Source organism: Holtiella tumoricola (assembly GCF_027857615.1).
GTDB lineage: Bacteria > Bacillota > Clostridia > Lachnospirales > Cellulosilyticaceae > Holtiella > Holtiella tumoricola.
In genome coordinates this window covers 1-23,675 of sequence record NZ_JAQIFT010000020.1, presented here as the reverse complement: position 1 = coordinate 23,675, position 23,675 = coordinate 1, and the positions used below count along the sequence as shown (strand labels likewise).

The 23,675-nt window shown below is 33.6% G+C and carries 21 protein-coding genes and 1 other annotated feature; of the genes, 13 read left to right on the top strand and 8 right to left on the bottom strand.

Going from position 1 to position 23,675, the window contains the following annotated elements; genetic code table 11:
- Positions 1–42 precede the first annotated feature (42 nt).
- Positions 43–384 carry a PH domain-containing protein gene (locus PBV87_RS05565; RefSeq protein ID WP_053982626.1) on the bottom strand — a complete coding sequence of 114 codons (342 nt, stop codon included), beginning with the start codon at positions 382–384 and terminating at the stop codon, positions 43–45.
- Between the two features lie 109 nt (positions 385–493).
- Between PBV87_RS05565 and PBV87_RS05560 the strand changes: the two genes are divergently transcribed.
- Positions 494–1,834: an amino acid permease gene (locus tag PBV87_RS05560; RefSeq protein WP_271011444.1), complete on the top strand. Its 1,341-nt coding sequence runs from the start codon at positions 494–496 to the stop codon at positions 1,832–1,834.
- Positions 1,835–1,875: 41 nt separating this feature from the next.
- On the opposite strand, the gene PBV87_RS05555 is transcribed toward PBV87_RS05560, so the two are convergent.
- The 5 genes from PBV87_RS05555 to PBV87_RS05535 all read right to left on the bottom strand — a co-directional run bounded on the left by PBV87_RS05555 (position 1,876) and on the right by PBV87_RS05535 (position 7,895).
- Positions 1,876–3,054 (bottom strand): M20 family metallopeptidase, encoded by a 1,179-nt coding sequence (locus PBV87_RS05555; RefSeq protein ID WP_271011443.1) that lies wholly within the window; start codon positions 3,052–3,054, stop codon positions 1,876–1,878.
- Between the two features lie 93 nt (positions 3,055–3,147).
- A complete protein-coding gene (locus PBV87_RS05550; RefSeq protein WP_271011442.1) occupies positions 3,148–3,972 on the bottom strand; it encodes a MetQ/NlpA family ABC transporter substrate-binding protein in 825 nt (274 codons plus the stop codon).
- A gap of 112 nt (positions 3,973–4,084) precedes the next feature.
- The gene (locus PBV87_RS05545; protein WP_271011441.1) at positions 4,085–4,765 is read right to left on the bottom strand and encodes a methionine ABC transporter permease; all 681 of its coding nucleotides are present in this window, start codon (positions 4,763–4,765) and stop codon (positions 4,085–4,087) included.
- On the bottom strand, positions 4,734–5,765 hold the full coding sequence (locus tag PBV87_RS05540) for a methionine ABC transporter ATP-binding protein (protein WP_271011440.1): 1,032 nt from the start codon (positions 5,763–5,765) through the stop codon (positions 4,734–4,736). Before PBV87_RS05540 ends, PBV87_RS05545 begins: the two co-directional genes overlap by 32 nt.
- A gap of 59 nt (positions 5,766–5,824) precedes the next feature.
- Positions 5,825–6,100, bottom strand: a binding site (T-box leader).
- A 133-nt stretch (positions 6,101–6,233) separates the two neighbouring features.
- On the bottom strand, positions 6,234–7,895 hold the full coding sequence (locus PBV87_RS05535) for a S8 family peptidase (RefSeq protein WP_271011439.1): 1,662 nt from the start codon (positions 7,893–7,895) through the stop codon (positions 6,234–6,236).
- Positions 7,896–8,060: 165 nt separating this feature from the next.
- Here PBV87_RS05535 and PBV87_RS05530 point away from each other — a divergent pair, with 165 nt between their 5' ends.
- The gene (locus PBV87_RS05530) at positions 8,061–8,630 is read left to right on the top strand and encodes an NUDIX hydrolase (RefSeq protein WP_242847633.1); all 570 of its coding nucleotides are present in this window, start codon (positions 8,061–8,063) and stop codon (positions 8,628–8,630) included.
- 143 nt (positions 8,631–8,773) lie between these two features.
- Positions 8,774–10,729, top strand: coding sequence for a methionine--tRNA ligase (gene metG, locus PBV87_RS05525; protein WP_271011438.1), 1,956 nt, complete (start codon positions 8,774–8,776; stop codon positions 10,727–10,729).
- Positions 10,730–10,892: 163 nt separating this feature from the next.
- On the opposite strand, the gene PBV87_RS05520 is transcribed toward metG, so the two are convergent.
- Both PBV87_RS05520 and PBV87_RS05515 read right to left on the bottom strand, forming a co-directional pair.
- Entirely contained in the window at positions 10,893–12,956 is a 2,064-nt protein-coding gene (locus PBV87_RS05520; RefSeq protein WP_271011437.1) for a methyl-accepting chemotaxis protein, read from the bottom strand.
- Positions 12,957–13,135: 179 nt separating this feature from the next.
- The gene (locus PBV87_RS05515; RefSeq protein ID WP_082238532.1) at positions 13,136–14,497 is read right to left on the bottom strand and encodes a glycoside hydrolase family 18 protein; all 1,362 of its coding nucleotides are present in this window, start codon (positions 14,495–14,497) and stop codon (positions 13,136–13,138) included.
- Between the two features lie 150 nt (positions 14,498–14,647).
- Here PBV87_RS05515 and PBV87_RS05510 point away from each other — a divergent pair, with 150 nt between their 5' ends.
- The 10 genes from PBV87_RS05510 to PBV87_RS05465 all read left to right on the top strand — a co-directional run.
- Positions 14,648–15,820 (top strand): GNAT family N-acetyltransferase, encoded by a 1,173-nt coding sequence (locus PBV87_RS05510; RefSeq protein ID WP_271011436.1) that lies wholly within the window; start codon positions 14,648–14,650, stop codon positions 15,818–15,820.
- A gap of 16 nt (positions 15,821–15,836) precedes the next feature.
- Entirely contained in the window at positions 15,837–16,025 is a 189-nt protein-coding gene (locus PBV87_RS05505; protein ID WP_271011435.1) for a hypothetical protein, read from the top strand.
- A 98-nt stretch (positions 16,026–16,123) separates the two neighbouring features.
- A complete protein-coding gene (locus PBV87_RS05500) occupies positions 16,124–16,717 on the top strand; it encodes a 5' nucleotidase, NT5C type (protein ID WP_271011434.1) in 594 nt (197 codons plus the stop codon).
- Between the two features lie 140 nt (positions 16,718–16,857).
- Positions 16,858–17,616, top strand: coding sequence for a TatD family hydrolase (locus tag PBV87_RS05495; RefSeq protein ID WP_271011433.1), 759 nt, complete (start codon positions 16,858–16,860; stop codon positions 17,614–17,616).
- A 531-nt stretch (positions 17,617–18,147) separates the two neighbouring features.
- Positions 18,148–19,170, top strand: coding sequence for a 3D domain-containing protein (locus PBV87_RS05490; RefSeq protein WP_053982613.1), 1,023 nt, complete (start codon positions 18,148–18,150; stop codon positions 19,168–19,170).
- Positions 19,171–19,294: 124 nt separating this feature from the next.
- The gene (gene rsmA / locus PBV87_RS05485; protein WP_053982612.1) at positions 19,295–20,179 is read left to right on the top strand and encodes a 16S rRNA (adenine(1518)-N(6)/adenine(1519)-N(6))-dimethyltransferase RsmA; all 885 of its coding nucleotides are present in this window, start codon (positions 19,295–19,297) and stop codon (positions 20,177–20,179) included.
- Positions 20,180–20,568: 389 nt separating this feature from the next.
- The gene (gene aroF / locus PBV87_RS05480; RefSeq protein WP_053982611.1) at positions 20,569–21,594 is read left to right on the top strand and encodes a 3-deoxy-7-phosphoheptulonate synthase; all 1,026 of its coding nucleotides are present in this window, start codon (positions 20,569–20,571) and stop codon (positions 21,592–21,594) included.
- A 4-nt stretch (positions 21,595–21,598) separates the two neighbouring features.
- Positions 21,599–22,555, top strand: coding sequence for a prephenate dehydratase (gene pheA / locus PBV87_RS05475; protein ID WP_271011432.1), 957 nt, complete (start codon positions 21,599–21,601; stop codon positions 22,553–22,555).
- Between the two features lie 23 nt (positions 22,556–22,578).
- Positions 22,579–22,962, top strand: a complete 384-nt coding sequence (locus tag PBV87_RS05470) for a RidA family protein (protein WP_271011431.1) — start codon at positions 22,579–22,581, stop codon at positions 22,960–22,962.
- Between the two features lie 116 nt (positions 22,963–23,078).
- The coding region (locus PBV87_RS05465; protein ID WP_271011430.1) for a DUF7922 domain-containing protein at positions 23,079–23,675 on the top strand (597 nt) is incomplete at its 3' end.

Below are 23,675 nucleotides of genomic sequence, written 5' to 3'. Positions count from 1 at the left end.
GATACAAATACCTATTAAAATACGTGTTAATAATCATATGGCCTAGCAAATATGGGAAGCAAGGAGTTTTTCTACTTCTAAAATGTTAGTTCCTTTTGTAAATTCCATAGTAAAATGAGTACCTTTAGTGTATAATTTAATTTCGTTGTCTAATTCAAAAACTCCACCTTTTTCGACTCCGAAATAGTAGATAGAGTGGTAAGGAATAGATACTAATTGTTTTTTTGTTGACAAAGCTTCTTTATCAACAAAAATAATACGTTTATTAGTAAAACAAATTTCATCTAGAACGAGACGATATACTGCTTCGATTACTTCTCCTTCAATTAAATAATCATCAAAGTGTGAAGTATTGTTTGTTTTGCTACCACCAAATAGACCCATAAAATAACCTCCTAATAATTATTTGATAAATTAAGTATAGGTGAAGTTATTTAAAACGTCTATGGGTATAATAATATAAAAAGTTAAAAGGACATCAGAGGAGTACAACATGGAAAACAAATCTAATTTAAAGCGTGAACTGGGGTTAGCCGCAGCGACATCGATTGTTGTAGGTAATATGATTGGTTCAGGAATCTTTACCTCACCTCAAAGTTTAGCACAAGTAGCAAATCCTAAAATTACCGTACTTGCATGGGTCATTACAGGTATTGGTTCATTATTATTAGCCTTATCATTTGCAAATCTTGGAACAAAATATCCGTCAACAGGAGGCCCAATTGTTTATACTAATAAGGCATTTGGTGAGTTTATGGCATTTCTTGTTTCGTGGACATTTTGGCTAGGTTCTTGGATTGGAAATGCAGCTATTATCACAGCAGTTATGCGTTATTTAACAACATTTATTCCCGCCCTTGGGACAAATGGAATGTTAGCATTTGCAGTTTCATCAGCTCTATTATGGTTATTTACTTATATTAATTATAGAGGTGTAAAGAATGCAGGCTATGTAAGTATTGTAACAACAGTTATTAAAATAGGTGTAATCCTAGTGTTTATGTTTATTGCATTAACAGGATTTGATGCAGGTAACCTTCAAACAGCTGCAACAGTAGAAGCAAATAGTTGGGGTGCATTACCAGCAGCTATTGCTATTACATTATGGTCATTTGTAGGCCTTGAAAGTGCAGCTATATCAGGTGGAGAAATTAAAAATCCTGAAAAGAATATAAGAAAGAGTACAGTAATGGGAACACTCCTTGCAGTATTAATCTATATTTTCTTATCTGTTCTTGCAATGGGGAGTATGCCACAATCCATGTTAGCACAGACACAAGCACCACTTGCAGATATTATTAATCATATTACAGGTGCAACTTGGGGTGGTTATTTTATATCAGGTGGTATTGTTATTTCAGCTATAGGAGCACTTAGTGGTTGGGTTCTTACAACAGCACGTTTAGCTTATGCAGCAGGGGAAGATAATTTATTCCCTAAATTCTTTGCTAAAGTACATCCGAAATTTAAGACACCACATATAGCACTTATTATTACAAGTTTATGTACAAATGCTTTATTGATGTTAAATTATGTATCTAACTTAACAGAAGCATTTGACTTTATGATTAATCTAGCAACGTTATCATTTATACCAGCTTATGCATTAACAGCATGTGCTGAAATTGTTTTAACCTTTAAAAAGGAACATAAGCTTACAGTAGTAAGTTTCTTGAAACATGGTTTCCTTTCTTTAATTGCTTTTGTATATGCGATCTATATTATTTATGGAGCAGGCTCAGAAAGTGCAATGTGGGTGTTTATATTAATGCTTATAGGCATACCATTTTACGTTTATAAAAAATTACAAAATAACGAAGAATTTGAAGCATAAAAATAAGGGGTTAATACCCCTTATTTTTATGCTATTTTTAATTACTTTTGGCTAGAGTTGTGAAAGCTAGCTTTAATAGACGCAAGAAGTGATTCATCAGTTAAAATATCGAGTGCAGTCAGAGCAAGTGCCTTTGCACCTATTATAATAGAAGAATCGGCATGATTGGAAATACAAGCATTTGCAAATTCTACAGTATGTGGGGGAATCTCACAATCACATATACGAAGGATTGGGTGGATTGTTGGGATAACATGGCTAACGTTCCCAGCATCAGTAGAACCCATAGAATGTGGTGTTAGATCTATCTCTTGGCCAAGTTCTTGGAGTTTTGCTATGAAGAGTTTATCAAGAATAGCATTAGGAGATAAATTATCTAATACATGCTGGATATGTGTATACTGTGTTGTACAACCAGTCATAAGCGCACTACCATCTGCAATATGTTTAACTTTGGTGATAACATCTTCTAAGGAAGTACGGGTGTCTGCTCGTAAATAAAATCTTGCACGTGTGTAGTCAGGAATAATGTTTGGAGCAGTACCGCCATCTAAGATCACACCATGTATACATACATCGGAGGTAAGTTGTTGACGTAGTGCATTGATTCCATTATAGAACAGAAGAAGTGCATCAAGTGCATTAATACCTTCTTCAGGGCAACTTGCTGCATGAGCAGGCTTACCGAAGAATTCAAAATCCATAGGTGCAATTGCTAGTGATTTTGGAGTCGGTTGATTGTGTGAGCCAGGATGTGTCATAAGGGCAACATCTACATCTTTAAATAAACCAGCATGTACATAGCTTGCTTTAGCGCTGCCATTGACACCACCTTCTTCAGCAGGTGTACCAAAGACTTTGAGTGTGCCACCTGTTTCTTCAAGGATGGAGCTAAGAGCAAGGGCAGAGCCTAAGCTAGTAGCAGCAATGAGATTATGGCCACAAGCATGACCAAGTCCAGGTAGAGCATCGTATTCTACTAAGATACCGATAGTAGGACCAGGCCTTTGACTAGTATGTGTAGCAATAAAACCAGTAGAATGACCAGCTATATCTTTTTCAACTTTAAAGCCGTGTTTTAATAGTTCACTGCAAAGTAAGTCACAAGCGAATACTTCTTGATTTGAGGTCTCGGGATGCGCATGAATGATATGGCTGATTTCTTGTAATCTAGGCTGAAGTTGTTCAAGTGTATCAATGATTTTTACTTTATAAGACATAAGGAAACCTCCATGATTTAATAGATAATAAGTATGGAAGTGGTTATATATTATTCCATACTTATTAGGAATGACTAGATATCTAACTTTATCTTAAAATACTGGAAGTCTTGAGCCACCATATACTTCATTAATAAGTTCTTTAACTTCTTCAGATTGATAAATCTCTACAAGACGATTAAGTGCTGGGTCATCTTTGTCACTTGTTTTAACTGCAAAGATATTATAGTAGTTTACTGCGTTTTCTGTATCGGTAGATTCAATATAAATAGAGTCGTCAAGTGGACTAAGCTTAGCATCTACAGCAACACCGTTATTAATGACAGCAAGATCTAAATCAGGAAGAGAACGTGGAATTTGGTTAGCTGCAACTTCAATAATTGATAAGTTTTTTGGATTAGCAGTAATATCTTTGAGTGTAGGGATAAGACCAGCAGCATCATTAATTTCAATTAATCCAGCTTCTTCAAGAAGAAGGAGTGCACGCCCACCATTAGTTACATCATTAGGAATAGCAACTTTGCCACCATCAGTCACATCAAGTGGTGTTTGTAATTTATCTGAGTAGATACCCATAGGTGCAAATACTGTATTTCCAATACCTGTAAGATCTAGGTTGTGATCAGAGATAAATTGATCAAAGTAGATATTAGTTTGGAAAGAGTTAATATCTATTTCACCTTCAGAAAGTGCAATGTTTGGTTGAACATAATCAGCGAAGCTAATAACTTCTAATGTAATATTTTCTTTTGCTAATTCTTCTTTTACATAGTTCCAGATACGTTGATCATTATCATTAACACCTAATTTAATGGTTTGAGTATCAGAGCTTGATGATGTTGGAGATCCACATCCAGTAAAGAGTGAAGATAAAGTTAAAATACCTGCTGCTAAAAATGCTAATTTTTTATTTTTCATAATTAAGTCTCCTTTTGATTTTAAGTTATAAATTTTAATTTTTAATTATCTCATGTAGTCTTAAGTAAAGAAATGGTATTAGAATTACATAATCTATCAAGTATAGTACAGTTTAGTGTGTAAACTTATGTGCGATAAAGTCTCCCAGGCTTTGGATAAGGGTAACAAGGAGAAGTAGGATGATAACTGTTACAACCATAATATCTGTCTTGAAAAAGTTGTAACCATATCTAATAGCGAAATCTCCAAGTCCACCTCCGCCTACTGTACCAGCCATAGCAGAGAAACCAATTAAGCTAATTAGAGAGATAGTAACAGCATGAATAATGTTAGGTAGGCCTTCTGGAATGATTACTTTAAAGATAATCTCTAAAGGTGTACTACCCATTGCACGAGCGGCCTCAAGTACGCCATGATCTACTTTATGAAGTGCAACTTCTACTTGTCTAGCGATAAAAGGTGCAACACCTACAACAAGAGGAACTAAAGCGCCTTTTATACCGATTGTTGTACCGACTACAAATCTGGTAAAAGGTACGATGGCTGCAATTAAGATAACAAATGGGATGGAGCGGAATATATTAATGGTCTTAGAAAGAATACTATATAGAGTTTTATTTTCTAAGATATGTTTAGGGCTAGTAATAAGAAGTAGAATACCTAAAGGTAAACCAATAAGTGTAGCAATTAGCCCTGATAGTCCTACAGTGATAAGTGTTTCATTAAAAGCTTTAACAAGTTCAGGAAAATATTCAATAACGTTAGGCGCTAGTTCTGTTAGTAATGTATTCATCTTTTATAACCTCCACTTCTATATGTTGTTGAATATATTTTAAAGCTGATTCTACATCAGCAGGATGTCCTTGAAGATCAACAACAAGATTACCTACAAGAGTATCTTGAAGTTTTTCGATATTACCATAGGTAATGTTTGTTGTAACATCAAATTCTCTAGAAAGGGTAGAGATAAGAGGTGTTGCAGTAGAGTTACCAACATATTTAAGGTGCAACATAAGGCTTATCTCTCCTTGATTTGGTTGGCATAGTCTTTCATAATGCATATCTTTGGCTAAGAAGTCTTTAGTAATTTGACTTTTGGGAGCAGTAAAGACATTAATAAGGCTATCTGTTTCAAGTACCTTCCCATGTTCCATGACGGCAATCTTATTACAAATTTGCTTAATAACTTCCATTTGGTGTGTAATAAGGACGATAGTAATACCAAGTTCTTTATTGATACGTTTGAGTAAGGCAAGTATAGATTGGGTTGTTTGTGGATCAAGTGCTGATGTTGCCTCATCACATAATAAGATATCTGGGTTAGTAGCAAGAGCACGAGCAATAGCTACACGTTGTTTTTGACCTCCACTTAGTTGAGAGGGATAACTATATGTTTTATCTTCTAAATCTACAAGTTGAAGTAGTACTTTAACACGATTTGCAATCTCATCTTTATTAGCCTTTTGTAATTTAAGAGGATAAGCAATATTATCAAAGACTGTTTTGCTATTCATGAGATTAAAGTGTTGAAAAATCATACCAATTTGTTTGCGTACATCACGAAGTTGTTTTTCTTTAAAGTGAGAAATATCTTGATCAAATACTCTTACTGAACCAGAAGTAGGAATTTCAAGACCATTAATACAGCGAAGTAGAGTACTTTTACCAGCACCACTGTATCCTATAATACCAAAAATATCACCTTTATCTATTGTAAGACTAACATTGTCTAAAGCTTGAACTTGTTTTTTTGCAGCTGTAAATACTTTGCTAACATTTTGAATTCGAATCATGTTATAACCTCCTTAGAATCTTATAAAATCAAAAAGCCCCGTCTCTATAGCTAAATAGCTATAGAGACGGGGCAATATATACTCCGTGGTACCACTCTAATTCACCTATACCTTGCGATATAGATCTCTTCAAGTACGGCATCTATGATTATATTTATAGATGATTATACTCTATCGCTATAACAGGCGAATCCTGTTGCAGCCTAAGTCTACATGAGACTGTCGGTGCACCACTCCGAGGCCATATTCAGTTTATTATTCTCTGCTTCTTCTCAGCTACCGAAGCTCTCTGGTAAGAGACGTCCTAAACTTACTCTCCTCTTCAAGGCGTTTGTTCGTTCATTCATTTAATTAAGTTGAAGTTTAGCATAAGACAAAAATAAAAAGCAAGATATTTTTACGATAAACAATTAAAATTGTGAAAAATAAATAAAATTATTTAATATAGAAATGTAATTCTAGATAGTTTTAAATAAGGCTAATACTCTTCAATAAATCCAATTTTCCATATCCTTCGATATAATTTGGATAGGAGCCATTGGTTGTTCTACTCGCACCTCTTATAAAGATTGTACGAGCTATATTAGTATTAATAAGATTAAAGTTATTTTCTACAACAGCCCATTCAAGTAGTAGTGCAGAAGCTGAGGCAGTAATTGCAGCAGCAACACTAGTTCCAGTCTGGGCTGTAAAGCCTCCATAGAGGTTAGGACCAGGTACATCAACGCCAGGAGCAATAATATCAGGCTTAATGACACTATTAGTAGTAGGGCCTCTTCCAGATGCAGCATATAGACTATCATTAAAAGAATTATAGGCACCCACAACTAATAATTTTTGAGTAGTAGAAGGAATACAGACTGTAATGTAAGGGTCAGGACTTAAAAATCTAGTGCCAGGTTGTATAAAGCCTTCTCTTGGAAGCCAAGTATTATAATCTCCTGATATAACAACATCACCATAAACATAAAATGTCCATATACCGGGTAAAGGATCCATTAGACGAATACCTATGCTTTCACTACCAGTAATAAGATTAGGAAATTGATAACGAATAGAGATTTTAGATTTTTCTAGATTAAAGGAGAAGTTCTGAGAATTAGTTAACTGTATAGGAATCTTATTGATACTATTGCCTAGAGGAGTGGTAAATCCTATAGAAAGTTTGTCTGCACCTGTAGCCCATAGGCCGAATACAAGTCCAGTCTCTTGTTCTGCGATATTGAGCTCAAAGGATTGTACTTCATTGACACTAATAGTACTAGAAAAGTGATGGGATTCAGAGGCCTCATTACCAGCAGAAGAAATTAGAATAACATTATATAGATCAGAGACTTCAGAAAGAAATCTTTCAATAATAGTTAATCCATTATGAGCACCAAGATTACAGCCTAAGCCTATACAAATAGCAATAGGCATATTTTTTTCACGAGCAACTTGAAGTAAATAATTAATTCCAGTCATAATATCGTTAGCTTGGTAAGCATTAACGGTAGGACTTACTAAATAGTATGCTCTTAAAAGTTCAGTTGCAGGTCTAAGTTTAACAATTACGAGTTCACTATCAGGGGCACCTCCAGTATAATTAGTAGTTCCTGAACGCTCTTTTCCGGCAGCTACACCAGCGAGGTAAGTTCCGTGACCAACGGTATCTACAGAAGGAACAACAGATAAGGGGTCAGAAGAATTAAGGGCTTGATTGATTTGTGCATTACTATAAACAGAACCATAATTTGCTATAAAGTTATTATTGATAGGGGGATTGCCCTCGATAGTTTGGTCCCATATAGAGACAATACGAGATGTGTTATCTTCGTATTTAAAAAGTGGATTGGTATAATCAATACCTGTATCAACAAAACCGATTAAAACATTCTTTCCTGTGAGTTCATTAGAGGGATAGGTATGAAGCTGTGAAATGTTAGCAGAACTTAAGACTTCTTGCATATTAGCGCCTACTAAAGATTCTTGTGCATTTAGACCGAATATTAAAGGAATAAAGACTGCGACACCATTATTCTTTAAAGCATTTAGCTCATAAGTAGCAGAAGGAGGAACATAAATAATAGCAATACGATCAGTAACGGGTTGGAACTGAATGTTAGGATAGAGAGTGCGTAGAATACTCAAGTTAGTAATATGTTCAATGATATAATATCCTAGAAGATTTTCATCTATATAGATCACCCCTTTGGTTATGTTTGTGTAGATGAGTTCCGTGAAATATTAAAAGCACTACTTTCTATTTTATATGCTATAATTTAAGAAAAAATAAGTGATTAGGAGATTAAATCCATGAAAATGTGGGAGCAACAAATTAGAGACTATAAACCTTATAATGAACAAGAAGAAAAGGATAAGGCTCTTATAGTAGGTTGTATGGACACTTATGATAACCTTCTTACAAGAGAAAACCCATTAGCACATTTCTCAAGCTCAGGTTTTATAGTAAATAAAACAAGAGATAAGGTACTTATGATTCATCATAATATTTATAATGCTTGGTCTTGGACTGGTGGGCACACTGATGGAGAGATAGACTTTTTAGGCGTAGCTATAAGAGAGGCTCAAGAAGAAACAGGGGTAAAAGAGGTAAGACCTATTTCTCAGGAAATATTTTCATTAGATGTACTTCCAGTAAAGGGACACATTAAAAGAGGAGAATATGTATCCGCTCATGTACATTTATCAATAGCTTATTTAGTTGAGGTAGATGAAACAGAAGAGCTAATGATTAAGCCTGACGAAAACAGTGGTGTGAGATGGATAGCAGTAGACGAGTTAGATACTTATGTTGATAATGAACCGGATATGCTTATTGTTTATAAGAAGTTTATGGAGAAAATTAAGGAATTTAAGTTATAATACGGTATGAAATCTGAAAAAATTAGTCACACTATAGAAAATATAGGTAATATTTTCAGGTATGGTTGTTGTCAATGGATACATTTGTATCTATAATACTATAAGAGATAATGAAAAATAAACTTTAAGGAGGCTAGGGCGTAATGAGCAAACCAACATTTTATATTACAACCCCTATTTATTATCCAAGTAATAAGCTTCATATTGGACATTCGTACACAACAGTGGCAGCAGATGCCATGTCAAGATATAAAAGACTTCGTGGATATGATGTAATGTTCCTTACAGGAACAGATGAACATGGACAAAAGATTGAACGTCGTGCGGCTGAAGAAGGTGTAACACCTCAAGCATTTGTAGATAACATTGTAGATTGGATTAAAGATCTTTGGAAAACAATGGACATCAGTTATGATAAATTTATCCGTACAACAGATGAAGACCATAAGGTAACTGTACAAAAAATCTTCAAGGCACTTTATGACAAAGGGGATATCTATAAAAGTGAATATGAAGGTATGTACTGTACACCTTGTGAAACATTCTTTACAGAACACCAACTTGTAGATGGTAAATGTCCAGACTGTGGTAGACCAGTAGAAAAAGTAAAAGAAGAATCATACTTCTTCAAGCTTTCTAAATACCAAGATCGTTTAATTAAACATATTGAAGATCATCCAGAATTTATTCAACCACAAACAAGACAAAATGAGATGCTTAATAACTTCCTTCGTCCAGGTCTTGAAGACCTTTGCGTATCTCGTACATCATTCAAATGGGGTATTCCAGTAGAATTTGATACAAATCACGTTGTATATGTATGGCTTGATGCGTTATCAAACTATATCTCAGCACTTGGATACGGTAGTGATAATCAAGAACTTTACAATAAGTTCTGGCCAGCAGATGTACATTTAGTAGGTAAAGAGATTATTCGTTTCCATACAATTATTTGGCCAGCTATTCTTATGGCTCTTGATCTTCCACTTCCAAAACAAGTATTTGGTCATGGATGGCTTGTAATTGATGGTGGTAAAATGAGTAAATCTAAAGGTAACGTAGTAGACCCTAGCGTTCTTGTAAATCGTTATGGTAGTGATGCAATTCGTTACTTCCTTCTTCGTGAAATTGCTTTTGGACAAGATGGTAACTTTACAAATGAAGCACTTATTTCACGTATTAACTCTGACCTTGCAAATGACCTTGGTAACCTTACATCTCGTACAGTTGCAATGATTGAAAAATACTTCGAAGGTGGTGTATTACCAGAAGTACATGAAGGCAATGAGTTTGATGCGGATGTACAACAAATTATCACAGAACAAATCGCTAAAATGGAAGCAAATATGGAGAAACTCTTCTTCAACAATGCGCTTGAAGATATTTGGGTAATCATTAGAAGATTTAACAAATACATTGATGAAACAATGCCATGGGTACTTGCAAAAGATGAAACAAACAAAGCTAAACTTGCAGGTGTACTTTACACATTAGCAGAAGGTTTACGTATTGTAAGTATTATGATTGAACCATTTATGCCTCGTACACCAGAACTTATCTGGGAACAAATTGGTTTAACACGTGGAGAGCTTACAGCTTGGGATACAATCCATACATGGGGTACAATGCCAAATACTGTACATGCTAAAAAAGGAACAAATATGTTCCCACGTATTGATAAAGAAAAAGAACTTGCAGAGTTAGAAGCGGCAATGAAAGCAACTCAAGCAGCTGCAGCACCACAAGAAGAAAAACCAACTAAACCTAAAAAAGAAGAAATCACAATTGATGACTTCGGTAAAGTAGAACTTAAAGTTGGTGAAGTTATTGAATGTGAACGTGTACCAAAAGCAGACAAGCTTCTTGTATCTAAAATTAAAATAGGTGATGAAGTAAGACAAATTGTATCTGGTATTGCTAAATACTACACACCAGAAGAATTTGTAGGTAGAAAAGTAGTTGTTGTAACAAACCTTAAACCAGTTAAGTTACGTGGTATCCTTTCAGAAGGTATGGTACTTTGTGCATCAGATGATGAAGGTAACCTTGTTGCTGTAGGGCCACTTGGAGAAATGGTTGACGGAGCAGAAGTAAAATAATCTATTAGTAATAGATTATTAAAAATATATAAATAACCTATAAAAAGGGAGATAAAACTAATTTTTATATTAGTTTTATCTCCCTTTTGTTTAAGCTAAATTTTAATTAATAATATAATAGCAGTGTTTATAAAGAATGTCTATTTTTATAAATTGTTATGTACTAGATTTTAAACTTAGCAACTTCATGAGCAAGTTTATCTACGCTTTCTTTAGTTTCTAAAATCTGTTCCATAACCTCAGAAGAAGAGTGTGTAATACCGTAGACTTTATCTGCAATATTACTTGTACCAATAGCACCTTCACAAGATGCTTGAGACACCCATTCAATAGATTGTAAGATATTTTCCATGGAACTTGTGAGTTCCTGGGTTGCAGCACTGAATTCTGTAACTAGTGCATCTACATAGTTTGCATCATGACTATAGTGGTCTGCTACTTCTAGCATCATTTGATAATCAGCATCTACATCTGTTGTCACATAGTTAAGAAGCTCATTAGCACTATCAGATAGATTCCCTACTGAACTTTGAACAGTATCAGTAATCACTTGAATTTTAGTAACAGCTTCTTTAGATTGCTCAGCAAGCTTTCTAATCTCTTCAGCTACGACAGAGAAACCACGTCCAGCTTCACCAGCACGAGCCGCCTCAATAGCCGCATTAAGGGCTAAAAGGTTAGTTTGTTCTGTAATTTGCATAATAGATTCAGAAAGAACATCAATTTGTTTAACAACTTGAGAAGAGACAATAGCTTCTTCTAATTTAGCTTTGGTATCGCTGAAGATAAGTTGAGATTTCTGATGAGATTGATGTACATTTTCTTTAGTAGCAATAGCACGTTGGTTGATTTCTTTTGCATCTTGAGCACCCTGGCTAGATCTTTCAGCAATAAAACTAACTGCTTTTTGGATATCTTGAGAGATTGTTGTCATCTGTTCAGTAGTAGCAGATGTTTCTTCCATATTTGATGCAAGCTCTTCAGTAGTAGCAGAAATATCTTCTAAATGCATATTAAGAGATACAATATTTTCTTTAACAGTTGTGATTTTATCTTCAATAGAATGTGACTCATTTTTAATATTAGAAATGAGCTGAAGTAATGCATTTTTCATAGCATTAATACCCTTGAAGATAACACCAACTTCATCCTTCATATTTAAGAAGGATTCATTAATATCTCTAGAAAAATCTGTACGACTAATATCATTAAGATGTTCGGCAGAACGTTTAATAGGAATAGTAATACGTCTTACAACAAAAATAATGCAGGCACTAATAATAGCTAAGATTACCAGTGAGACTATAATGAAAAGTGTAGAGATTTGACGTGCAGTTGCTTTAAGCTCTTTATCAGTAATAAGAGAAGCGATAGTCCAATCAGTACCTTCAACTTTTTGTGCATTAACTTGGTAGGCTTGGTCATCAATTTTTATATTAAAGCTAGGTAAGCTTGTATCAAATATTTTTTCTAAGCCATCAATATTTACTTCATCAATCTGTTTATAATTATTATCAGGATTATTACCATCGGCCATAATCATACCCGTATCATGGACAAGCATGAAATAGCCTGTACGTCCAAGTTTCATAGAACTAAGAATATCGCTAATAGCAGATTGTTCTACGTCAATTCCAATTACGCCGAGAATATTACCAAGTTCATCAAGTACAGCACGTGCATTACTAATAATCATTGTATTAGTTGCATCAATATAAGGCGCTGTACGAATAATATTACCACGTGCTTGTTCAGCATCTTTATACCATGCCCTCTCACGAGGATCGTATTGAGCAGATATAGTTGTTTCTGGCCAGTTTAGATAACCGCTATCATTTGTTGCAAAATAAACATATTTAGTTCCAGGATGATTAATGGCATAATGATCAAATACCTCATAAGCTATTTGTTCAGTGCCTCCATTAGTAGCTGGAGTCATAAAAGTTTCTGTAGGAACATCTTTATAGCTTGTAATATGTCCTACACTTGTTTTGATAATAGGATTTGTAGCCATCATATTGATATTTTGGTCTACCTGTTCATAAAAAGTTTGGATAGTATCCGAAACAATATTCATTTGCTCTCTTGAATTTTGAGTGTAGTTGAGTTGAGCCATAAGGGTTACACGATGCATCATAAGAAATAGCATGATAGATAAGCCAATACAGATCATACCTACAGAAAGCAATAGGAATTTTGCTTGGATACTGGATGAAAGTTTTTTCATTCTAGTATTCCTCCGAAGATAATATAATTTTAAACTCTAGACTTTGAGTTAAAATTTAAAGACAATCTATATAATATATCGTAACCTATAACATTATCAATAGGATTTGTATAAAAATTAAATTATAGTATAAAAATAACTACCACTATTCTAGAAAATTAGTGGTAGTTATTTTTATACTATTCGCCTAGGTATTCTTTCTTTAAGATATCTTCAAGTTCGGCTGGGTCGTTAATAGATAAATTCATAGCATTAGCTAGAATATTAGCTTTATCCATATTGGCTTGCCAAGAGAAGATACCACCTAAACAATTATCAATAACGTATTGACCTTTAAAGTAGATTGAAATATTATTATCAAAACTTAAAACGAAGTTACCATTTCGATCTACAATATAAGGTGCTTTAGCAACATTATCCCATCTTACAGTATAACCATTTTTATTAATATAAGATTGTCTAATTTGATCATAGGTCTTTGTAATAGTTGCACCATTACGTCCATAAGAAGCAACACCTAGAAGGATTTTTTCTGAAGGCATACCAGCAGCTATAAGGTTTTGAATATAAAGGTCAGTGCTAATGTTATTAAATGCCATATCAGAAGGGAAAAGGTTAGATTGATGTTTAGCACCAGCAGCACCAGTAGCACCAGCGGTATAATCATAAGACATTAAGTTGAAGTAATTAATGATCGGTGCAATACCAGCAATATCTACATTTTTAATGTAAGTAGCATCACCTATACCAGCTACACTAATCCATGCATTAGGACCTAAGACATCTCTAAGTGCTTGAAGAAGAAGTGTAAAGTTCTCTCTATCTTGTGGACGAGATTTAATACCACCAGCACTTGAACCAGGATACTCCCAATCAATATCCACACCATCTAGTTTATACTCATCTACCCATTTTTTTACTTCACGAGCAAAGTTGTAGCGGGATTGAGGCGTAAGTGCAGCATCAGAGAAGCCATCATTACCCCATCCACCAATGCCTAGGATAACTTGTAATTCAGGATCAATTAAACGTAAGTCTGCGAGTTGTTGTAAATAACGTCTTGAGTAGACATCTAGTGTTAAGTTAGGTTGGATAAGAGCAAAGGCATAGACTACAAAATCTAATAAATAAGGGTCTACATTACTAGGATTACCTAGAACATATTGACCAACAATTCGTTCAATATCAGGGCATGCAGGATTAACTGGTTGTTGACGTATACTTTGAGGCTTGTGTTGTGAACGCAATGAATCAACAATATTAACTAAATGAGTAACAGTCAATGGGGAGCTTTCATCATTATGAAGGGCTGCTCTAAGTATATAATTAGAATCTATAATATAAAGAGTAGTATCAGATGTACGGGCTGGGAAATGCACAATTTCAATGTCATTTTTATTAAAGTAATCATTATGACCTAAAAGGTTAGAACAAGTATCATTGTTTGTATTTGAAGAAACACATACAATACTCCACTTACCTGTACTACTCGTTCCATGAAAATTAGGAAATACAGAACCAATCTGCGGAAGTCGTGACATGAAGGAACCTCCTTTAAAGTATTATATATTAATAATATTTCCAGTTATTTACAAGTGTGCTTGTTTAAGGAGAAAATGTTTAAAGTTTTGCAAAAAATATATAAAAAGATTAAAATAAAGCTTATAAGGATAAGTATGAGGAGAGAGTACATGAATAAGATTATTAAAATCAATGAGAATAAATCAATTTATGAAAACCGCTTTATTGACTTGATGACCTATTGTTTTAAAATGTGCACAGAAGAAGATTTTAAGACAGACTGGAACTTATCGACACCGGAGAGAGAAACTATATTAGGAAGTTTTGATGGTGAGGTATTAGCAAGTTGTATAACGATACCTTATCGTCAAATATATGTAGATGGTAAATGCCTTAAAATGGCAGGATTAGGTGGAGTAGCAACAGCAAGTACTTATAGGAGTGGTGGAATTTGTAGTAATCTTATTAAAGAAGGTATTAAAGTAATGTATGAACAAGGGGCTGTGTACTCTCTACTTGCACCTTTTTCTTATGAGTTTTATCAAAAATTAGGATGGAAATGGTGTTATAACAATTTAACTTATACATTTGAAATAGATAAACTCAAAAAGTTTAGGAATGAAGGATATATAGAATACTTAAGTGAAACCAATAGGTCAGAACTTAATAACTACTATGAAGGGTATATACAAGGTTTAAATGGATCTTGCATAAGGGACAAGCATCATTGGGAACGTCGTATAAGTAGAAAATTAGATCATTATACTGTATTATATAGAAACACAGAAGGTAAGATACAAGGGTATATGATCTATAAACTCATACATGCTACATTAACTTTTGAAGTTGTTGAGATGCAATATAGTAATATGGCTACTCTTAGAAGTTTCTTGAACTATATTTCTACCCATAGTGCCCAAGTATTTAATGTTCAAATGAATGTAAAAGAACATGATTTAATATTAGATGTACTTAGTAATCCTAGATGTAATGCATCGATTCAAAGCTATATGATGGCAAAAATTATAGATGTACAAAAAGCATTGGAAGCTTATAATTTTGTAAAAAATGGTACATTTGTAATAGGCGTAAAGGATGATATTTGTGAATGGAATGATGGTTGTTTTGAAATAAACATTAATAAAGAAGTAACTGTATCAAAAACAGATAAACAAGCAGACTTTGTACTAGATATTAGAGACCTTGCACAAGTATTGATTGGATTCAGAACGCTACTAGATTTAGATACTCTTGAGAAGATACAATGGAATCAAACATCAGAATCTATGAAGTCGTTCTTTAAGACAGAACGTAGTAAGGTCGCTTTATATGATTATTTTTAAATCAAGGAGTTAAAAAATGATAAATGACATCAAAAGTATAGACGAAGAAATTAAAAGACTAAGGGTAGTTTTACAAACCTTAGATATTCAGTTTAAAAACTCACCTTATAATAAACAACCAGAAAACACTTTACGTAAAAAGGAAGCTCTATTAATGGAGATTGAAAAATTAAAACAAATAAGGAACGAAAAATTATCTCAATAATAAAATAATAGTAACCTAAAAGTGTAAATGGACAAATCACATCTATTTAGATATGATAGAAGACCCAGGAGTATTTAGCGATAAGGAAGGTGAGGACTTTGCAAAAACATAAACCTGTACTCTTAATTGACCAAGATGACGTACTGGCAGAATATATTAAAGGTGTAGTTGAAATCTTTAATGAGAAATACGATACAAACTATACAACAGATGATTGTGTGTGTTGGGACTTAGTATCTATTTTTGGTGAGGAAATATTAGAACTCATGCATCAACCGGAATTGTTTAGAAACTTAGAGCCTGTATTAGAAGCTATTGAAACATTCCAAAGGTTATATGAGAGTAATTTATTTGATATGTATATTGTAACGGCAGCTCATCCAAGGTCGGTAGAAGCAAAATATGAGTGGATTAGAAACTATATGCCATTCTTTCCACAAAACCACATTATTATATGTTCAGTGAAGCATATGGTAAAAGGAGATTATCTATTAGATGATGGTATGCATAATATTATAGATTTTAGAGAAGCAGGGGGAACACCTGTAATTTTTGATAGACCACATAATCAAAATGCTTGTTCTAGTTATCCTAGAGTTAAAGGGTGGAGAGATTTTGAAAAGTGGATTATAAATGAATGTTACCCTGATATATATGAGCAACATTATGAAATAGAAAAAGAAATTATTTAATAGGTTAGAGAAAGACTCTATTTAAATCACTACCACAGCGATTTAGATAGAGTCTTTTAACTTAGATATAGTTTATTTTATAAAGAATACTGCTATAATACACAGTAAAGATTATTAATAAATGATAGAAGGAGATTGTTATGTATTTTGATTCACATGCTCATTACAATGATGAACGATTCGATGAAGATCGTGACATGCTTTTAAATAGAATACACCAAGAAGGAGTAGAGTTTATTATTAATATAGGTGCTGATATGCCTTCATCAAGAGAAAGTATTTCTCTTGCTGAAACCTATCCCTTTATTTATGCAACAGTAGGTGTACATCCTCATGATGTAAGTACAATGACAATGAATGACATTGAAACATTAGAAGAAATGGCGAGACATCCTAAAGTAGTAGGAATAGGTGAGATTGGATTAGATTATTACTATAATCACTCATCAGAAGAAGAACAAGTTAAATGGTTTAAAGCTCAGTTAGAGCTTGCAAAGAAGTTAGACCTGCCAGTAAGTATTCATAGTAGGGATGCAAGTCAACTCACATTTGATATTATAAAAGATAGTGGTATCAAAGAAGGTGTTATTCACTGCTTTTCAGGTAGCCAGGAATTAGCTGTTGAATATGTAAAGAGAGGATTTTATATAGGAATCGGTGGTTCCTTAACATTTAAGAATGCAAGAAAAACTGTAGAAGTAGTGGAGCGTATACCGTTAGAATCTATACTTATAGAAACGGATTGTCCTTATTTAACGCCAGTACCTCATAGAGGAAAAAGAAATGATTCTTCTTATTTACCATTTGTAATGCAAAAGATTGCTGAAATAAAGGGAATTACAGAAGAAGAAGTAGCTAGAATAACGTTAGAAAACACAAAAAAACTCTTTAAGATATAGAAAAAAGTCTCTTCATTGTTTATGAAGAGACTTTTTTGTTGAAATGAAAAGTTTAGTATTAATAAACATTGTGTGTATCTATATATTTATATATAAATACATAAAATGGAGTATAAAATGTTACAAAATGGTAAAAACTTAAAATATAAAAATAAAAACTGTATTTTTAGTACTAAATCACATTTAAGAACATATAAATGGTATTAAGTAAATGTTACGAAGATGTTAAATTGGAAAAATGGAAAATATTTTAAATTAATAAAGGAGGCATTGAAAAATAAGGGTTTGTAAGATGGAAGAAATGGAAAAATAGCCACTGCCTGGCAAAAAGTATTACAAAAAGCTTGATTTAAAAAATAATTTATATTACAATTCATAATATAGCATTTAAAAATTATGCTATATTTTATTTCCAGTAAAGCGCCGATAAGCACGATTGTAGAAATGAGAGGTTGAAACCTTACTGCTTTGATAAATAAAAATAATACTAAACTTTCTATCAAAGTAGCAACCGGATTCAAGGAGGTAATCATGAAAAATCGAATTAGGATAGCTTTATTGATTGTGGCGCTGTTTATGCTCGGTACAGGCACAATCACAGCGTATCAATCCCTATCGAAAACAGTAGCAATTGTTGAAGATGGGAAAGTAACACAGTATGAAACATTACATCAATCGGTGAGTGATATATTAGCAGCCCAAGAAATTGTTTTAGGTGATAAAGATGAGGTTGAACCAAGTATGGAGACAGCAATCGAGGATGGTATGAAAATTACCGTTACAAGATGGAAACCAACAGTAGTTCTTACTGTAAATGGATCAGCGAGTACATTTAAAACATCTGCAATGACAGTTGGCGAACTAATTGACAATAGACATATAAAACTTGATGAACATAGTGAAGTAACACCAGCGTTAGATACACCTATCACAGATGATGTTGAAGTAAGTGTTAAAACAAGAGAAGTTGCAGTAGAAGTTGTACAAGAGGAAATTCCTTTTGAAAAGACAGTAGAAGAAGTAACAACTCTTGCAGCTGGTGAATTAAAGGTTATAGAACAAGGTGCAACAGGCCTTAAAGAAAAAACTGTTGAAATCGTGCGCTTTGGCGGTGAAGTTCAATCTGAAACTGTCAAAGAAGAATTTGTAATAAAAGAACCTGTAACAAAAGTGGTTCAAGAAGGAAAGAAAAACATTATTAAAGATTCTGCTACTGGAAAAATGTATGAATATACAAAGGCACTTACGTTGGAAGCAACAGCTTACACAGACGTTGAAGGGGATCAATGGTCAGGAAAAACAGCATCAGGTATGCCTACATTCGTAGGAATGGTGGCTGTAGATCCTAAGATTATTCCACTGGGGACAGTTTTATATGTTGAAGGCTATGGCATTGCCATCGCAGGTGATACAGGCGGAGCTATTAAGGGTTATGATATAGACTTATTTATGAATACAAATAGTGAATGTAAACAATTTGGAAGACGTAGTAAACAAGTTTATATTTTACAAGATCAAAATGTTGATGTTCGTGCAGAACGTAAAAATTATTAAAATACAGGCTTAGAGGGACTGTTACATTAAGGGTAATAGTTCCTTTTTTGCGTCTAAAGTATGGTAGACTATACAATATTGATATGGGTATGGTATGATGATAAACAGTAAAGGAGTGAACGATATGAACCGAATAGCAACACCTGAAGGTACGAAGGCGATATTAAATAAGTATCCTTTTGCTTTCCAAAAGAAATTTGGCCAAAACTTTCTTATTGATCCAAGAGTTTTAGATAAAATCATTGCTGCTGCAGATATTACAAAAGAGGACTGTGTTATAGAGATTGGTCCAGGGATTGGAAGTGTAACACAAGCCCTACTTGAGAATGCAGGTAAAGTAATTTCTATTGAAATAGATGATCAGCTTATTCCGATTTTAAAAGAAGAATATGGACACAATGAGCATTTCAAGTTAATCCATAAAGATGTATTAAAAGTAGACCTTAAATCACTTATTGAAGAAGAATCTCCAAATAGAAAGATTAAAGTTGTAGCTAACTTACCATATTACATTACAACACCAATCATTATGATGCTTCTTGAACATAACTTACCAATTGAAAGTATTACAGTTATGGTACAAAAAGAAGTAGCAGATCGTATGGCATCTAAACCAGGTAATAAGCAATATGGAGCTATTACAGTGGCTATGAATTACTATTGTAGTACAAGCCTTGTAGCAAATGTACCACAAAATTGCTTTATGCCACGTCCTAATGTAGATTCAGCTGTTATTAAACTTTCTTTACATGAAAAATCTATAGTAGATGTAGACAATGCAGAACAAATGCTTAAAATCATTAAAGCAGCATTCTCTCAAAGAAGAAAAACCCTTTTAAATACATTAGCATCTAATGGAAATCTAGGCTTAGATAAGGAAGATCTTAAAAATGCTTTAGAGGAAAGTGGTATTGGTGCAAGTACAAGAGGAGAGACTCTTTCTCTTGAAGATTACGCTATGTTATCTAATTTTATAGACAATTATAGAAAAAAGTTAATTGACAAATAAAATCGTGGGCTATATAATAGGTTTTAATTAAAAACTAATTATTATACATTTAATTAATATACTAAAAATTATGGAGGAAACAAAAATGGAACGTATTTCTATGTTTACAACAAAATTTTATACATTCTTTTTTAGCTGGGGCTACTTTTATTTTAGCGCTGGTACTTTTTGTTGTAAAAAAAATAGACGTACGCTGCATTTGTTATTAGGGTGATTCCATATTATTATTCGTAGAATAATCTAAGGCTCTATGCATCTAGCGTGCATAGGGCTTTTTTATTTATACAGGAGTGCAATAAAATGCTTTTATAAGCCGGCCATAAAAGTATAAAAAGCATTTCATTATACATCAGAATGAATAAACTTAAATTTGAAAGAGGTGTAAGAACATGATTATTGTTTTAAAAAGAGATATAGATGAAAAAGGCGTAAATAGTTTAATTGGAGAAATTACAGGGAATTACGAAGTACAAGTACAACCTATCAAAGGAAGTGAATGTACAGTATTAGGTCTTGTTGGAGATACATCTAAAATTGTTGTTGAAGAATTAGGATCAGATGAACGTATTCATAAAGTAATGCGTGTAAGAGAACCATTCAAGAAAGCAAATCGTGCGTTCCATCCAGCAAACAGTATCATCCAAATTGCTGATCGTACAATTGGTGGTGAAGAATTTGCAATTATTGCAGGACCTTGCTCAGTAGAAAGTGAAGAACAAATTGTAGAGATTGCTAAGAGTGTAAAAACTTCAGGTGCTACATTCTTAAGAGGAGGCGCATATAAACCAAGAACATCCCCATATGCATTCCAAGGTCTAGAAGAAGATGGTTTAGATCTACTTAAATTAGCACGTCAAGAGACAGGGCTTCCTATCGTTACAGAAATCATGTACCCACAAACAATTGAGAAGTTCGTAGAAGATGTAGATGTTATCCAAGTAGGTGCAAGAAATATGCAAAACTTTGCTCTTCTTAAAGAGTTAGGAAAAACAAATAAACCTATTTTATTAAAAAGAGGATTATCTTCAACGATTGAAGAATGGCTTATGGCTGCAGAATACATTATGGCAGGAGGAAATGATAATGTAATCTTATGTGAAAGAGGTATTAGAACTTTTGAAAACTACACAAGAAATACATTAGACTTATCTGCTATTCCTGCGATTAAGAAACTAAGTCACTTACCTATTATCATTGATCCTAGTCATGCAACAGGATTCTCTTACATGGTAGAACCGATGTGTATGGCTGCCATTGCAGCAGGAGCAGATGGGGTTATCATTGAAGTACACAACAATCCAGCTAAAGCATTATGTGATGGACCACAATCAATTACACCAGCTCGCTTTGACGAAGTGGTTAGAAAGATGGAAAAATACACTGCCATCGAAGGACGTACAATAAGAAGGGGATAAGAGTATGGAGGAAAATAATTATAAAGGGATTCGTGAACAGCTAAAAGTATCAATAGAAAATTTATATATGGGTGACTTGCAAATTCTAGATGCAATAGAAAAGGGCTTACAATATAAACCTAAACAGATGCCTCAAGTAGGGTATCAAGGGGTAATAGGATCATTTAGTGAAGATGCAGCAACAAGATATTTTAAAGATCAAGATGCAAGCTATACGAGATATGATGAATTTGAGGAGGTTTTTGAAGCTCTTGTAAGAGGGGAAATAGATTATGGAGTATTACCTATTGAAAACTCTTATACAGGGGAAGTGTTAGAAGTATACGACCTTATTGGACACTATAACCTTTATATAGTTGGAGAAGAGATTGTCAGAGTTACTCATCATCTAGCAGGTGTACAAGGAAGTAAAATAGAAGAAATAGAAGAAGTTTATAGCCATCCTCAAGCACTAGGACAATGTAAGCAATACCTCAGACAATACCCATATATTCAAAGCATCCCTTATGCAAATACAGCTATGGCAGCACAGTATATTGAGCAATTAGACAATAAGCATAAAGCTGCTATTTGTAGTGAAAAAGCTGCGAATCTTTATAATTTAAGTATCCTTCAAAGAGGAATTAATACTAAATCCAATAACTATACACGTTTCATAATTTTGTCAAAAACTATGCAAATCCTCCCGGAATGTGATAAAGTAAGTATAGCATTTACGACTAAACATGAAAGTGGAGCACTTTATCATATTTTAGCCCACTTTGCATACAATGGTCTTAACTTACTTAAAATACAATCTAGGCCTATGAAAGATAAGTCGTGGCATTATTACTTTTTTGTTGACTTAGAAGGACATTTAGAAGATGCTAATATGTTAATAGCATTAGGAAAAGTCAGCAAAGAGAGTGAGTATTTTAGTATATTAGGTGGCTACAGACAAAGTAAAAAAGTCACTTATTAAATAAAATTTAGGAGGAAATTAAAATGACAAAAAGAATTGTATCAACAGATAAAGCTCCAAAAGCAATTGGACCTTACTCACAAGCAGTTGTAGTAGGAGAAATGGTTTATACTTCAGGACAACTTGGTTTAGATCCAGAAACAATGGAACTTAAAGAAACTGTACAAGATCAAGCACATCAAGCATGCAAAAATCTTATTGCAGTATTAGAAGAAGCTGGTTCATCAATCAATAATGTTATTAAAACAACAGTTTTCTTAGCAGATATCAATGATTTTGTTGCTGTAAATGAAGTATATGCACAATACTTTACAGAACCATTCCCAGCTAGAAGTGCAGTTCAAGTTGGAAACCTTCCAAAACTTGCAAAAGTAGAAATCGAAGTTATTGCACATACAAATAACTAATTAAAAGGAGTCACTTAGGTGACTCCTTTATTTTGACTAAAAACAAAATTGTTCTAACGATGTAATTTTATTCATATATATAGTAATAAGTTTGTACAAGAAAAGAGGAGAGTACTATGTATTTGAATACTTTGATTTGCTTGGAGGAAAATGTGGCTGGGTATGGTAAGAGCAATAAAAATCCAAGCGGACATGTAACAATCATGTCACCAGGAATAATAAAATGCTATGTTCAAAATCTTCGAGACATACCTGGAGAATACACAGTATACTTGATTAGTAAAAGTCAGAATAAAGCTATACGTTTAGGCAATCTTAATACGGAAGATGGGAATAAACAAACTACTTGGAAAGTAGATTTAGATAATCTAGAAGGAACTGGAGTAAAAGGAAAAGACATAGATTGTGTAGCAATTGTAGTAGAAGGTGAAAGCATAGGTAAGACGGATACTGTACTTATTGGTTATACGAAGGATAAGTACTTAATAACAACTATGTTAGAAAGTGCCCTTCCTAAAAGACCAACTAAACCAACCTCTCCAGCTATTCCAATAACAAAACCAGTTATAAAACCTACGATAAAACCAACAGAACCAGAAGAAAACTGTGAATGTGAACCTTGTGGATGTGGGTGTGAAGAACAACCAGGTATGAATAAGCCAGCGAAGCCAGGAGAAGGTCCCGGTCCAGTGATTATACCAACGCCAGATAGT

What these genes read in the sequence shown, in the direction of transcription:
- PBV87_RS05565 (WP_053982626.1), bottom strand. Translation starts at nt 384, where the DNA reads ATGGGTCTATTTGGTGGTAGCAAAACAAACAATACTTCACACTTTGAT.
- PBV87_RS05560 (WP_271011444.1), top strand. Translation starts at nt 494, where the DNA reads ATGGAAAACAAATCTAATTTAAAGCGTGAACTGGGGTTAGCCGCAGCG.
- PBV87_RS05555 (WP_271011443.1), bottom strand. Translation starts at nt 3,054, where the DNA reads ATGTCTTATAAAGTAAAAATCATTGATACACTTGAACAACTTCAGCCT.
- PBV87_RS05550 (WP_271011442.1), bottom strand. Translation starts at nt 3,972, where the DNA reads ATGAAAAATAAAAAATTAGCATTTTTAGCAGCAGGTATTTTAACTTTA.
- PBV87_RS05545 (WP_271011441.1), bottom strand. Translation starts at nt 4,765, where the DNA reads ATGAATACATTACTAACAGAACTAGCGCCTAACGTTATTGAATATTTT.
- PBV87_RS05540 (WP_271011440.1), bottom strand. Translation starts at nt 5,765, where the DNA reads ATGATTCGAATTCAAAATGTTAGCAAAGTATTTACAGCTGCAAAAAAA.
- PBV87_RS05530 (WP_242847633.1), top strand. Translation starts at nt 8,061, where the DNA reads ATGAAAATGTGGGAGCAACAAATTAGAGACTATAAACCTTATAATGAA.
- metG (WP_271011438.1), top strand. Translation starts at nt 8,774, where the DNA reads ATGAGCAAACCAACATTTTATATTACAACCCCTATTTATTATCCAAGT.
- PBV87_RS05520 (WP_271011437.1), bottom strand. Translation starts at nt 12,956, where the DNA reads ATGAAAAAACTTTCATCCAGTATCCAAGCAAAATTCCTATTGCTTTCT.
- PBV87_RS05515 (WP_082238532.1), bottom strand. Translation starts at nt 14,497, where the DNA reads ATGTCACGACTTCCGCAGATTGGTTCTGTATTTCCTAATTTTCATGGA.
- PBV87_RS05510 (WP_271011436.1), top strand. Translation starts at nt 14,648, where the DNA reads ATGAATAAGATTATTAAAATCAATGAGAATAAATCAATTTATGAAAAC.
- PBV87_RS05505 (WP_271011435.1), top strand. Translation starts at nt 15,837, where the DNA reads ATGATAAATGACATCAAAAGTATAGACGAAGAAATTAAAAGACTAAGG.
- PBV87_RS05495 (WP_271011433.1), top strand. Translation starts at nt 16,858, where the DNA reads ATGTATTTTGATTCACATGCTCATTACAATGATGAACGATTCGATGAA.
- PBV87_RS05490 (WP_053982613.1), top strand. Translation starts at nt 18,148, where the DNA reads ATGAAAAATCGAATTAGGATAGCTTTATTGATTGTGGCGCTGTTTATG.
- rsmA (WP_053982612.1), top strand. Translation starts at nt 19,295, where the DNA reads ATGAACCGAATAGCAACACCTGAAGGTACGAAGGCGATATTAAATAAG.
- aroF (WP_053982611.1), top strand. Translation starts at nt 20,569, where the DNA reads ATGATTATTGTTTTAAAAAGAGATATAGATGAAAAAGGCGTAAATAGT.
- pheA (WP_271011432.1), top strand. Translation starts at nt 21,599, where the DNA reads ATGGAGGAAAATAATTATAAAGGGATTCGTGAACAGCTAAAAGTATCA.
- PBV87_RS05470 (WP_271011431.1), top strand. Translation starts at nt 22,579, where the DNA reads ATGACAAAAAGAATTGTATCAACAGATAAAGCTCCAAAAGCAATTGGA.